Below are 13266 nucleotides of genomic sequence, written 5' to 3'. Positions count from 1 at the left end.
TGACCATCTTCATGCCCCTGGGCGGGCGGCCGCTGGTTATGGTGAACAGGATACCGCGTTCACGCAGGCGCTCGACCACCCGGATTGCGCGGGGTGTCAGGATCTTGTCCTTCGTGACCAGGGTGCCGTCCACATCGGCCAGGACAAGGCGTATTTCGGGATCAGACACGGAAGTGTCCTCCTGTCAGCGTTATATTAAACAGTTTTTGGGCACGCATCAGGTTCCGTCAGGACCCGATTTTCAGCCAGTGCCGGTGATCGCGGGCCAGCAGGTCATCAGCGGCCTTTGGCCCCTCGCTGCCAGCGGCGTAAAAATCCAGTCCCGCGGGGGCGTGCATCCAGTCAAGAACAGGCTGGACCACGCGCCAGCCGGCCTCGATATTGTCCGCGCGCTGGAACAGGGTCGCATCCCCGATCATGCAGTCATACAGCAGCGTCTCGTAGCCGGTGCTTGGTCCTTCGTGAAACCATTCGGAATAGTCGAATTTCATGCGCACACCGCCCAGATGCACCGTGGGGCCGGGGATCTTGGCGGAGAACTGCAGCGTCACCCCTTCAGTCGGCTGGATGTGCAGCAGCATGATGTTTGGCGTCAGCTTGTCCACCGGTGTATCGCGGAACAGGGCATAAGGCGCTGACTTGAAATGCACCGCGATTTCCGTCTTGCGCGCGGCCAGGCGCTTGCCGGTGCGCACATAGAACGGCACCCCCGCCCAGCGCCAGTTGTCGATCATGAGCTTCATCGCAACATAGGTTTCGGTATGGGAATGCGGGTCCACGCCAGGTTCGTCACGATAGCTGGCAACTGGCTTTCCCTTGATGCTGCCTGCGGCGTACTGGCCGCGCACCACGTCATGATGCTGCACGGTATGGATCGCCTTGAGCACCTTGGTCTTTTCATCACGTACGGCGTCGGCATCGAATGAAATGGGGGCTTCCATGGCCGTCATGGCCAGAAGCTGCATGACATGGTTGGGCACCATGTCGCGCACTGCACCCGTGCTTTCATAAAACCGCGCACGCTGTTCCACCCCCACCGTCTCGGCTGCGGTGATCTGCACATGGTCGATATTGTCGCGGTTCCACAGGGGTTCAAAAAAACCATTGGAGAAGCGCAGGGCAAGGATGTTCTGCACCGTCTCCTTGCCCAGATAGTGGTCGATCCGGTAGATCTGGCTTTCATCAAGCGTGCGCAGCAGCCGTTCGTTCAGTGCGATGGCGGATTGCAGGTCGCTGCCGAAGGGCTTTTCGATAATGACCCGGCGAAAGGCCTTCCCGCTTTCCTTCGCAAGGCCCGATACGCCAAGCTGGTCCACGATCGTGCCAAAGAAACGGGCGGCCACCGCAAGATAGAAAATGCAGTTCTGGTTGCCGATTTTCCGGGCAAGGACATCATATGTCGCGTTATCCTCGAACGAGCCGCGCACATAGTCGATGCTGGAGGACAGGCGCTTCCATACATCATCATGCAGGGTGACGGCTTCGGTCCCGCGACTGGTTACGAAATTTTCCAGTGACGCATGAAAGCTCTGGCGCAGGTCGGCAGCCGAGACATCGGCCCGGTCCACCACAATGATGGAGAAATGGCTGTCCAGCAGCCCCGCACTGGCCAGATTGTAGAGTGCTGGCACAAGAAGGCGATGCGTCAGGTCCCCGCCCCCGCCAAATATGACAAAGACCCCTGGTGGCCCGCGACGCGGCACGTTTTCATGCCGGGTGTCGTCAATCTGCGAGGACGCGGATGCGACAATGCTCTCCATCTTGCTTCTCCCTGAACTTTTTTCAGCGTGTAAAACCAGGCCAGACCGCCCGTGGTCGTTATGGTGCCAACGTGGTCTGGCCTGCCGGGTGCGTTATCAGGCGCGAAACATCAGTTGTTCGTGCCTTCGATATGGCCACCAAAGCCGAAACGCATGGCAGACAGCATCTTTTCGGCAAAGTTGTTACCCGTGCGGGAACGGAAACGCGTGAACAGGGCTTCCGTCATGACCGGTACGGGAACGGCTTCTTCGATCGCGGCCTCTATGGTCCAGCGACCTTCACCGGAATCCGCCACGTCGCCCTTGTAATTGGACAGGTCCGGGTTGCCCGCCAGCGCACGCGCCGAAAGGTCGAGCAGCCAGGACGAAACCACGCTGCCGCGCCGCCAGACTTCAGCGATATCGGCCATGTTCAGTTCAAACCGCTGGTCTTCGGCAAGGTCGGTGGAATTCTTGGACTTCATGACATGGAAGCCCTCGGCAAAGGCCTGCATGATGCCATATTCGATGCCATTATGGACCATCTTTACAAAATGGCCGGACCCCGCAGGACCGCAATGCAGGTAGCCCTGCTCGGCACGCGGATCGAAACCGGGTTTATCGCGGTTCGGCGTGCGGGGGATATCGCCAATGCCCGGTGCAAGGGCCGACAGGATGGGGTCGATATGGTCGGTGGCGTCCTGGGTGCCGCCGTACATCATGCAGTAGCCACGTTCCAGCCCCCACACGCCGCCCGATGTGCCGACATCAACATAATGGATGCCCTTCTTCGCCAGTTCGGCAGCCCGGCGGATATCGTCCTTATAGAAGGAATTGCCGCCATCGATCAGGATGTCACCCTTGTCCAGCAGGCCGCCGAGTTCCTTTACCGCCGCTTCGGTCACGGGGCCTGCGGGCAGCATGAGCCAGATGATCCGCCGCTCCGCTGTCAGTCTGGAGACCATGTCCTTCAGGCCGGATGAAGCAATGGTCTTTCCGGCCACGGCCTGTTCCGCGATTTTGGAAATCACGGCGGGCGTGCGGTCATAAAGCACCACTTCATGCCCGTGACGTGTCAGGCGGATGGCGATGTTGCCCCCCATCTTGCCCAGACCTACTATACCAATCTGCATGATTCTTACTGCTCCCGTGGCAGGGACATGCCCCGCATCGTCAGCCCGCGTTCGGGCTGATAAAAAAATGGGCCCCACCATTTCCGATGGTCATGGCGGGGCTGCTGCGCTGCGCGATCAGACGGCGGCCCTGATGGCCTGAGCCAGTTTTTCAAGGCCGGATTTCAGGTCACCGTGGATATGCACGCGCAGGACGCGACGACCGCGTTCGCCCAGTACTTCGAGATCCCCTCGGGCCTGCGCTTCCTTGACGATGCTGAAGGTGTATTTCTCTCCCGGTACCGGCAGGTTTACTGCGTCATCACATGTGATCTGCAAAAATACGCCCGTGTTGGGCCCACCCTTGTAAGCCTGGCCGGTGGAATGCTGGAAGCGCGGGCCGAACTCGGCCGCCGTGGCCAGTTTCAGCCCATCGCGCACCGACAGCCGCACCTGCTGCAGCCATTCGCGCGTGGCCGTGTCGCGGTCGATATAGGCCAGCAAGGCGACATAATCGCCCGCCTTGCCGCGAGCGAAATGGGCCTTCAGGATCCCTTCCGCCGTATGACCGACCCTGAGTGCCGCCGCATTTTTCGGGTCGGCATAGAAGGCAAAGCTGCCGTCTTTCGCGAACGGTTCGTACGGCGGCAGCCTGCCGGTTTCGTTATAGGCGGTGGTGATCTTTTTCGTCTCGATCTTCGATGCCTCGACATCAGGCTGGTTGAAGGCATTGATGCCGATGATTGAACCGGCGACGGCGGTCGCAAATTCCCAGCGGAAGAATTCCTCGGCAATCTGGCAGCGGTCATGCAGTTCGATTGTTACAACCGGCTCACCTTCCGCGATCAGCTTTTTGACCGCCGCGTCCTGCTTCTCGCACGGCTTTTCGCTCAGGCGCAGGTAGATGAACACGCGGTCCTTGCCATAAACGGATGCAGGTCCGGCGGTTTCCCCATCAATGGGGATCAGGCCGCGGCCATCCTTACCCGTTGATTCCGCCAGAAGCTGTTCCAGCCACGCGCCCATGTCGTATATGGCAGGCGACGCCAGCAGCGTGACCTTGTCCCGACCGAAATTGCGCGCGGCCACGCCAAGCACACTGCCCAGTACCACGCCTGGGTTCTGCGCGGGCGGGACCGATGCAGCGCAGGATTTTTCACCCCGCAGCGCGGAATCCAGCAGCCGCTTCAGCGGCAGGCCAGCGATGGCTGCGGGCACCATGCCGAAATCGGACAGCACGGAATACCGACCGCCAATCTGCTTGTTACCGTAGAAGATTTTCCAGAATCCATCTTTCTTCGCCACGTCTTCCATGTGCGAACCGGGATCAGTGACGGTGATGAAGTGCGACCCGGCCTTGTCCCCCAGCACCTTTTTCGCCTGATCGAAGAAATAGGCCTTGAGGATATTCGGCTCCAGCGTGCCACCGGACTTGGAGGAAACGATGAACAGCGTCCTGCTGATATCGATCTTCCCCTGAAAATCCCGGATCTGCTGAGGATCGGTGCTGTCCAGGACATACAGGTGCGGGAAGCCTTCATGCTTGCCAAACGTCACTGACAGGACTTCCGGCCCAAGGCTCGATCCACCCATGCCCAGCAGCAGCGCATCACGGAAGCCGCGCGCCTTTACTTCGGCCTGGAATTCCTCGAACTTCGACAGGTCCAGCAACTGGTCATCAACAATGCTCAGCCATTTCAGCCAGCCTGCCTCGTCACGGCCCGTCCACAGCGTGGCGTCCTTCGCCCACAGGCGCCGGACATTGCCCTGCGTGCGCCATGTTTCCAGTTCCGCCCGGACCGCCGTATCAAGGTCGGCGGGCAGGTTGGGCGTGGTTGTGGTGACCTTGTGGCCCAGGAACGCCGCCTGTTTGGCCGCAATCGCCCCAAGCAGGGCGTCGAACGCCTCCTCGAAGCCGCGCACCCCTTCATCCACAAGGGTCCGGGTCACGCCATCCAGATCAAGGCCAAGGCGCCGGACCTCAGTGATTACCTTGTGCGCGCCCGCAACGTCCTGCGTCAGGGTTGGGGCAACGTTGCCGTGATTGCGGAAGTCATCAAAGGTCGCAGGGGGAATGGTGTTGACGGTTTCCGGGCCGATCAGGCCGTCAACGTACAGCACGTCGCTGAAGGTCTTGTCCTTCGTGCTGGTGCTGGCCCACAGCAGGCGCTGGGGCATGGCGCCAGCCTGCGCCAGTTTCTGCCAGCGTGGGCTTTTTACCACGCCCTGCCAGTATTCATAAGCCTGCTTGGCATTGGCGATTGCGACCTTGCCACGCAGGGCCTTCAGCGCGGCTGCGTCTTTGTCCCCCGCTGCGACGCGATCATCGATTTCCTTATCGATCTTTACATCGATGCGGCTGACGAAGAAGGAGGCGACGCTTGCGATCCCTTTCACACTTTCGCCGCGCGCCAGACGGTCCTCCAGCCCGGCGATATGGGCTTCCACCACCTTCTTGTATGCACTCAGCGAGAACAGCAGTGTGACGTTGACATTGATCCCCGCAGCGATGGCGGCCTGCACGGCAGGCGCGCCTTCATCCGTTCCGGGGATTTTGATCATGAGGTTCGGTGCACCTACCGCAAGCCACAGCCGCCGCGCTTCGGCAATGGTGGCGCTTGTGTCACGCGCAAGATAGGGCGAGACCTCAAGGCTGACATAGCCATCGACCTTCGCGGTCTGTTCATAGACCGGGTGCAGCACCTTCGCCGCTGCACGGATGTCATGGATCGCCAGTGTTTCATACAGCGTCCCGGCGTCAACGATCTGGTGTTCGAGGATCTGGCGAATTTGTGAATCGTAATCGGTGCCGCGGCCCATGGCTTTCTGGAAGATGGACGGGTTGGAGGTGACCCCTTTCAGCCCGTCTTCCTCCACCAGCTTTTCCAGCTTGCCGCTTTCGGTATAGGAACGCTGGATGAAGTCCAGCCACGGGGACTGACCAAAGCGGGCCAGTTGTTTCAGCGGATTGGCGGCCTCAGTGGTGCCGGCGTCATACGCAGTCATGGTGTATTTCCTTTATGGTATTGCGGATGTGAACAGCCACCCGGCAGGCGATGTCCGATAGCGGTCCCGTCGCAATGGTGGTTGCGCTCAGCGCGCGGCAAGCTGTCTGCGGGCTTCGGTCATGACGGCTTCCACCGTGAACCCGAACCTGACCTCCAGTTCATCCGCCGGGGCGGACGCGCCGAATGTGTGCATCACGATGGTCGCCCCCCGCAGGCCGACATATCGTTCCCACCCAAGCCGTGCTGCCTGTTCCACTGCCACGCGCGCGGTGACATCCGGCGGCAGCACGCTATCGCGATAGGACTGGGGCTGGGCTTCGAACAGGTCCCATGACGGCATGGAGACAATGCGGGCCCTGACCCCTTCGGCCCTGAGCTGTTCGAAGGCTTTCACGATCAGCCCGACCTCGCTGCCCGTTGCCATAAGGATGACGTCGGGCGTGCCAGCGCTGCTGTCAGCCAGAACATAGGCACCCTTTGCCAGCCCGGAAGCCGGGGCATAGGTCTTGCGGCAGATGGTAGGCAGGTTCTGGCGGGTCAGTACCAGAACGGTGGGACGGTCATGCAACGGGACAAGGGTGCGCCAGGCCTCCACGACCTCGTTGGCGTCCGCCGGGCGGATCAGGGTCACCCCCGGTGTCGCGCGCAGCTGCGCAAGCTGTTCGACCGGCTGGTGGGTCGGGCCGTCTTCCCCCACCCCGATGGAATCATGGGTGAAGATATACAGCACCGGCAGCTTCATCAGCGCCGCAAGGCGGATGGGCGGCTTCATGTAATCGGAAAAGATGAAGAAGCCGGAGCAGTAGGGCCGCAGGTACGATAACGCCAGCCCGTTGCAGATCGATCCCATGGCATGTTCGCGCACGCCGAAGTGCAGGTTGCGTCCGCCATAGGTCCCGCCCCATTGCGGTGGCTGGAAATCACCCGCACCATCGAATGTCAGGTGTGTTTTGGTGGAGGGCGAAAGGTCGGCCGAGCCACCGATCATCCACGGGTAGCTGGCGGCCACCTGATTGAGCACGGTCGCGGAACTGGCACGGGAAGCGAGTCCCTTCGCATCCGTCGGGAAATCGCTGATCTGACGGTCCCACCCTTCGGGCAGCTTCCCGGCCAGGATCAGGTCAAGTTCGGCGGCCAGGTCGGGGTGCGCCGTGCGGTAGCGCGCCAGCAGGTCGTACCATGCCCTGCTGGCGGCGGCCCCGCGTGTGGCGATGCCCTGCTGGAAGTGTTCCGGCACGCCCTCGGGCACATAGAAACTTCTGTCTTCCGGCCAGCCGTAGAATTTCTTGGTTTCGCGTATTTCCTCCACCCCCAGGGGCGAGCCATGCGCCGCAGCCGTGCCCGCCTTGTGTGGCGACCCCCAGCCGATGATGGAATGCACGATGATTAACGTCGGCCGCGATGTCTCAGCCTTCGCTTCGGCAAGCAGGCGGCGGAAATCGCCGGTATCGTTGGCGTCCTTCAGTTCCAGCACGTGCCAGCCATAGGCCTCGAAGCGTTTATGCACGCTTTCGGTAAAAGCGATGCGGGTATTGCCTTCGATGGAAATATGATTGCTGTCATAGATCCATGTCAGGTTCCCCAGCTTCAGGTGGCCCGCAATGGACGCAGCTTCGCTGGATACGCCTTCCATGTTGTCGCCATCGCCGCAGAACGTGTAAGTGTGGTAGGTGAACAGATCGAAACCGGGTTTATTGAAATGCGCGGCCAGCCATTTCTGGGCGATGGCCATGCCGACGGAATTGCCACACCCCTGTCCCAGCGGGCCGGTCGTGGTCTCGACGCCTGCGGTGTGGCCATATTCCGGGTGGCCGGGGGTACGGGAATCAAGCTGACGGAACTGCTCGATATCCGCAAGGGTCAGCGAAGGCCTGTCCGCCAGCACGCGCCCGTCCTTCACGTCACGGATACCGCTCAGATAGATCAGCGAATACAGCAGCATGGAGGCATGGCCGATCGACAGTACGAAGCGATCGCGGTTGGGCCACAGGGGATTGGCGGGGTCATAATTCAGGACCTCGCGCCACAACGCATAGGCTGGCGGGGCAAGCGCCATAGGTGTGCCCGGGTGGCCGGAATTGGCTTTCTGCACCGCATCCATAGCCAGTGTACGGATTGTATTGATGCAGAGGGTATCAATATCCGCCCGTGCATTGCCGGCACCATCAGGTGCCCATACGGGACAAGGAAATAGTGAACGCATGAAAACCGTCCTCCGTTATCACGGCCAGCCCTGTTCGCTACGGGCGTTACATGGAACTGCATGAGGGGACAGCCTTCATCCGGTCATGCCTGCATGCCACGTACGTCACATACCTGTGCCGAGATCCATTACCCTGCTGCCATCCATGACAGTACAGGGACTGATGCGCCGACGTATTTCCAGTACAACCCGCAGGCCAGATGTAATTGATTCAGTCTTGCGGTTTATTGATATGGAACAGTGCGTCATGTCTGGCGCGGCAGTTCCTGCATTGAAGTCCCAATCCGGGCCTAACGCCAGCCTCGTTCATTCACGAGTCCTTGATATTTATTTATTCTTTTTACGCATAGCTATATATTTTCCATATGCTGTCATGGCCGTGTGACAAGACATGGCAAATCCTGAAAATGTGCTGTTTCCCAACGTTTTTTAGCAAAGAACAGAGGTCAAGAATGCATAGGCGCATGGACCGTGCCAGACGCCATGAAACAGGCGCGGATACAGATCCAGTACACAAAAATATGTGCATGTTTGCATATTTCAGAAATAACAGAAGGATAGAATCGAATGTATTTTTATAATTTATGAATATAATATATGTGAACATAAATACGTTCATGGAGCCGACTCAGATCAGCACACGATTCTTATGACGGTGCCAATTGCGTTACTTATATCTGCAATACAGGTTGCATATAATCTGTTTCATCTACCATTCCGTTGGACATTTTCCTGTCCACCATTGCTGAAAGTGATGGGTATCAGACCTGACGAACGGCCTTTTATCGCCGTTATCAGGATTTTCTTAGATTTATATAAAAATTTTAGATATCCGGGTCACAGAAAAATGTTGGCGACCGGGTTCATATCTGTTGTTCAGCAGGGGACAATCCATGCATTGATGCATGCATATCAGCGTCTGTAATGACCTGCCCGTTCATGATGGCCAATCCTGACGATCACGAACCTTCAACAACAGGCACGTAACGGGACAGACGTATTTCAATAAATAAAAAGAGAAGGTACTCCGCAATGCCCGAAGAAGACCTGCTTACCCATGACATGACATGTGCCGCACCGCAGGGTCAGACGACCGCCCACGACACGCCCGCAGCGGGACATGCCATTGTCGTGGGCGTGCTGGCAGCCCTTGCCGGTCTCATGTTCGGGCTGGATACCGGGGTCATCGCGGGCGCGCTGCGCTTTATCGGCACGGATTTCAATGCATCACCACGCACGCAGGAATGGATCGTCTCCTCCATGATGGCGGCGGCAGCCGTAGGCTCGCTGATCGCCGGGACGATCTCGTTCCGTCTGGGACGCAGGCGCGCGCTGCTGGGTTCATCCGTTCTTTTTCTTGTCGGTTCCCTGATCAGTGCGCTGGCCCCGTCCGTTGCCATGCTTATCATCGGTCGGATTTTCCTTGGCTTCGCGGTAGGAATCGCGGCTTTTACGGCACCGCTTTACATATCCGAAGTCTCGGCCGTGACGCAGCGCGGGTCGATGATCGCCTGTTACCAGTTGATGATGACGGGCGGCATCTTCCTGTCCTATGTAACCGATGGCATGCTCGCGAATGGTGCACACTGGCGATGGATGCTGGGACTCATGACCGTGCCTGCGACCATATTCCTGATTGGTTGCCTGTTTCTGCCAGACAGCCCGCGCTGGCTCATGATGCGTGGGGAGAGGCTACGCGCACGCACGGTGATGCGCTACCTGCGGCCAAGCCCGCAGCAGGCTGACCGGGAAATATCCGATATTGCCACGGAACTGACCCGCGGCCGGTCGGAAGGGTTTTCGTTTTTCCGCAATAACGCCAATTTCCGGCGTTCGGTCGGACTGGGTATCATGCTGCAGATCATGCAGCAGCTTACCGGTATCAATGTGCTGATGTATTACGCGCCCAAGGTCTTTCAGGCCGCCGATTTCGGCGCATCCGCTGCAGGCTGGGCCACGGCGCTGATCGGCCTGATCAACCTGGTCGCCACGTGCGTCGCAATCGTGACTGTTGACCGCTGGGGCCGTCGGCCATTGCTGCTGCTCAGTTGCGCCATCATGACAGGTAGCATGCTGCTGGCGGGTGGCCTGGTTGAATATGGTGGCCATGACACCACAGCCCAGGTCGCCATGGTCGGGTCGCTGCTGGTGTTTGTGCTGGGGTTCGCCATCGGTGCCGGGCCGCTGGTCTGGACATTGTGCGCCGAAATACAGCCGCTGCGGGGTCGTGACTTTGGCATTGTCTGCTCCACCTTTACCAACTGGGCGACTAACTGGGCGGTCAGCAATACATTCCTCAGCGTGCTTGATACATTGGGGGAGGCCCATACGTTCTGGCTGTTTGCCGGAATGAATGCTCTGTTTATCGTAATCACGCTGTTTTACGTGCCGGAAACGAAGGGGGTTTCGCTGGAAGATATTGAATCCCACCTGCTGGCGGGATGGCCCCTGCGTGACCTGGGTGCACGTTCCCTGCCGCAGGGTGGAAAGATGCCCACACGTCCACCTGCCTGACACAGGACGGAAGCCGTTTTTGTTTGAGATGAAAGAAAAGACGAAGATCAGACCTTCTACGTTGAAGCCCTGAAGATCTGCTCGATGAACTTTGTAGGAACTGCGTCAAATTCCGCATCCGTCATGGTGTAGCGTAGGTCCTGCAGCAGCGCGCACGAGAAGCTGACGATCATGCCATGGTTCTTCGCCAGACGCTGGCACGCTGTGTCACATGGATACCCACCGGACAGTACCACGACACGCTGCACGCGCGAGTACCTGATCAGGTCAAGGTAGAGATCGGCCTTTTCAGGGATCGAGACCTTGATCATCACCTGATAGTCACCGGGCAGCGCATCAAGCCCACGGTGCAGTTCATCATGAGCGTACGCGATATCCAGGGTCATCTGCTTGAAATCTATGGTGTGGAAGCCTCACCGGATCTGATCAGCGTCATCACCGACACCGTGCTGGACGAAGTGGCCGCCTTTGCCGAAAGCTCTGGGACCGGAAATACGCGGCGATCATGCAGTCCTGGGAACAGGTCTGGGAGAAGGTTTGAACTGCCCCGGTTTTACCGGAGAGCGATTTGTTCAGCGCTCAGGCTGCGATATCAAGTCTGCTCTGATCTGCATGGAAGGCGCGTTCGACTTCGGCGGGAGGCCTGTAGCCAATAGGCGCCAGCAGGCGTCGATTATTATACCAGTCCACCCATCTGAGTGTTTCCCATTCGACCTGCGCCATGGATTTCCATGGCCGCAGATGATGGATAACTTCGGCCTTGTATAAACCGTTGATCGTCTCCGCCAGTGCATTATCGTAACTGTCACCGACCGTGCCGACCGAGGCATCAATGCCAGCCAGCGCCAGGCGTTCGGTATATCGGATCGACAGGTATTGTGATCCACGGTCCGAATGATGGATCAGCACCTTATTTCCCGCAGGCTTTCGTTGCCAGATGGCCTGTTCAAGGGCGTCGAGCACGAACTGGGTGGTCATGGAAGTCGAGACCTTCCAGCCCACGATCCTGCGGGCGAACACATCAATGACGAACGCCACATAGACCATGCCATTCCAGGTCTGGACATAGGTAAAGTCCGAGACCCAGAGCTGGTTGGGGGCCTCGGCCCGGAACTGCCGGTTGACCCTGTCATCGGGACAGGCGCGCGCCGTATCCGGACAGGTCGTGATGACCTTCCGGCCCCGGATGACACCCTTCAGGCCCATCTTGCGCATCAGGCGCTCGACAGTGCAGCGCGCGACCTTCCGTCCTTCGCGCTGCAGGCTGTGCCAGACTTTGCGCGCACCATAAACACTACGGTTGTCGTGCCAGATCCGACGGATATGTTCCATCAGTTCCCTATCGCGCCGGGCACGCGGGCTGGCCTTGGCCAGATCTCTTGCTATGGCCGCCTGCTGGTAAAACGTGGACGGGGCAATCGGCAGAACGCCACAGATTGGCTCGACCCCGTAATCGGCACGGTAGGCTTCAATAAACGCGATCATTTGCGAAACGGGCGGTCGAGCTCCGCCTGAGCAAAATAAGCCGAGGCCTTCTTGAGGATCTCATTGGCCTGACGCAGTTCACGGATCTTACGCTCCAATGCCTTGATCCGTGCCGTCTCGGCCGTGGTTAGCCCCGGCTGCGCACCCGCGTCCCGCCGGGCCTGCTTCCACCAGTCATGCAGGCTGTCGCCCGAGCAGCCAGGCTTGCCACCAATCTCGCGACAGGCCGCCGATAGGCTCGGGTAATCCGATCGATGCTCGTCCAGAAGGCGCACGGCGCGCTCACGGAACTCAGGCGAATAACGCGATGTCTTCTTCTTCTCTACCATAGGGCTCATCCTCCGAGAGTTTTACTCTCCGGTAAACCCGGGGCAGTTCAGGGCTCCCCTGTGGAGGCGCAGCAGATTATTGGTGATCTGGTCAGGCGCGCGCGCGTCCATCAGATCCCAACGCCTCTCCTGAATCTCACGGACCTGAATCTGCGCGTGTATGAACAGCAACGGCACGCGTTAAGACGCACAGGGCGACACGACGCACCGGCAGATATATCCGCTTCGTAGATCATGCCCGCCTTGTTCGACGATAATTCTCCCTGCATGAACAGCCGGAATGAAACGTCTGACTTGGGGCGAGGAACGAACCCGCTGCGCGGGATTGGTGTGATGTGGAGGCCTGTCACCACGGCGTGAGAGACCTGCTTTTATTTGGAACTGTTCTGATCGGGCCAAGCACTCTGGCTTCTTCCCACCAGAAGGAGTCGGATGATGACAGAGTCCCCGTGCATTGCTGCAATCAGTCCCCTTCGCCAGCGCCTGCCTGATGACATGGCGGTGCGGCGGGTGCGGCGGTTCTCCCGGGAGACGCAGCGCAATTACCTTCGCGATGTCGGCCGTTTCGCCACGTTTCTGGGCCGCTCACCCCATACGGCAACAGCCGAGGATGTGCGCCAGTTCCAGATTGCGCAGAACGCGGCTGGCATGCCGACACCGACCATGAACGCCATCGTGTCGGCGCTGAGATTTTTCTTCACCCAGACACTCGACCGACCTGACCTTGCACGCAGGCTGGTCCGGGTTGCGCAACCCCGCAACCTGCCCGTCGTGCTGAGCCGCGATGAGGTTGCCCGTCTGCTCAACGCAACCACCTGCCTCAAGCACCAGGCTGCCCTTTCGATCGCGTACGGGGCAGGCCTGCGGGTGGCCGAG

Annotated in this window: 8 protein-coding genes, 3 pseudogenes and 1 other annotated feature; of the genes and pseudogenes, 4 read left to right on the top strand and 7 right to left on the bottom strand. The window is 59.2% G+C overall.

The features are described from left to right. The 5 genes from MSKU9_RS17675 to tkt form a co-directional block, all read right to left on the bottom strand. Positions 1-169 (bottom strand): HAD family hydrolase (locus tag MSKU9_RS17675; protein ID WP_154670690.1); only part of this gene is annotated, 169 nt, incomplete at its 3' end. 58 nt (positions 170-227) lie between these two features. Beyond that, a complete protein-coding gene (zwf, locus tag MSKU9_RS17670; RefSeq protein ID WP_141262647.1) occupies positions 228-1760 on the bottom strand; it encodes a glucose-6-phosphate dehydrogenase in 1533 nt (510 codons plus the stop codon). Between the two features lie 110 nt (positions 1761-1870). Then, positions 1871-2872: a phosphogluconate dehydrogenase (NAD(+)-dependent, decarboxylating) gene (gene gnd / locus MSKU9_RS17665; protein WP_141262646.1), complete on the bottom strand. Its 1002-nt coding sequence runs from the start codon at positions 2870-2872 to the stop codon at positions 1871-1873. A 117-nt stretch (positions 2873-2989) separates the two neighbouring features. Continuing rightward, on the bottom strand, positions 2990-5857 hold the full coding sequence (locus MSKU9_RS17660; protein WP_141262645.1) for a bifunctional transaldolase/phosoglucose isomerase: 2868 nt from the start codon (positions 5855-5857) through the stop codon (positions 2990-2992). Positions 5858-5944: 87 nt separating this feature from the next. Then, a complete protein-coding gene (gene tkt, locus MSKU9_RS17655) occupies positions 5945-8062 on the bottom strand; it encodes a transketolase (protein WP_141262644.1) in 2118 nt (705 codons plus the stop codon). 1032 nt (positions 8063-9094) lie between these two features. On the opposite strand from tkt, the gene MSKU9_RS17645 reads away from it, so the two are divergent. Next, on the top strand, positions 9095-10576 hold the full coding sequence (locus MSKU9_RS17645) for a sugar porter family MFS transporter (protein ID WP_141262643.1): 1482 nt from the start codon (positions 9095-9097) through the stop codon (positions 10574-10576). Positions 10577-10632: 56 nt separating this feature from the next. Here the strand turns inward: MSKU9_RS17645 and MSKU9_RS17640 are convergent. Continuing rightward, positions 10633-10947 (bottom strand): annotated as a pseudogene (locus MSKU9_RS17640) (fructose bisphosphate aldolase); the annotation flags it as partial. Between MSKU9_RS17640 and MSKU9_RS18995 the strand changes: the two are divergent. Beyond that, positions 10936-11037: pseudogene (locus MSKU9_RS18995) on the top strand (transposase); the annotation flags it as partial. The pseudogenes MSKU9_RS17640 and MSKU9_RS18995 overlap by 12 nt on opposite strands. 118 nt (positions 11038-11155) lie before the next feature. On the opposite strand, the gene MSKU9_RS17630 reads toward MSKU9_RS18995, so the two are convergent. Beyond that, positions 11156-12390 (bottom strand): IS3 family transposase gene (locus MSKU9_RS17630; RefSeq protein WP_141262642.1). Its coding sequence is split into 2 segments (ribosomal slippage): positions 11156-12096 and positions 12096-12390, totalling 1236 coding nucleotides; the frame shifts between segments, so codons are not numbered across the junction. Then, positions 11987-12103, bottom strand: a sequence feature (AL1L pseudoknot). (Overlaps the previous gene by 117 nt.) 45 nt (positions 12391-12435) lie before the next feature. On the opposite strand from MSKU9_RS17630, the pseudogene MSKU9_RS18865 reads away from it, so the two are divergent. Together MSKU9_RS18865 and MSKU9_RS17620 are read left to right on the top strand one after the other, a co-directional pair. Then, positions 12436-12621 (top strand): annotated as a pseudogene (locus MSKU9_RS18865) (hypothetical protein); the annotation flags it as partial. Positions 12622-12825: 204 nt separating this feature from the next. Continuing rightward, positions 12826-13266, top strand: a 441-nt coding sequence (locus MSKU9_RS17620) for a tyrosine-type recombinase/integrase (protein WP_227002598.1), incomplete at its 3' end; no start/stop codon positions are given.

Origin of the sequence: Komagataeibacter diospyri (assembly GCF_006538165.1) — a bacterium.
Taxonomy (GTDB): domain Bacteria; phylum Pseudomonadota; class Alphaproteobacteria; order Acetobacterales; family Acetobacteraceae; genus Komagataeibacter; species Komagataeibacter diospyri.
The sequence above is the reverse complement of the archived record's forward strand: the minus strand, read 5'-3'. Positions and strand labels throughout refer to the sequence as shown.

What these genes read in the sequence shown, in the direction of transcription:
- tkt (WP_141262644.1), bottom strand. Translation starts at nt 8,062, where the DNA reads ATGCGTTCACTATTTCCTTGTCCCGTATGGGCACCTGATGGTGCCGGC.
- gnd (WP_141262646.1), bottom strand. Translation starts at nt 2,872, where the DNA reads ATGCAGATTGGTATAGTAGGTCTGGGCAAGATGGGGGGCAACATCGCC.
- MSKU9_RS17660 (WP_141262645.1), bottom strand. Translation starts at nt 5,857, where the DNA reads ATGACTGCGTATGACGCCGGCACCACTGAGGCCGCCAATCCGCTGAAA.
- zwf (WP_141262647.1), bottom strand. Translation starts at nt 1,760, where the DNA reads ATGGAGAGCATTGTCGCATCCGCGTCCTCGCAGATTGACGACACCCGG.
- MSKU9_RS17645 (WP_141262643.1), top strand. Translation starts at nt 9,095, where the DNA reads ATGCCCGAAGAAGACCTGCTTACCCATGACATGACATGTGCCGCACCG.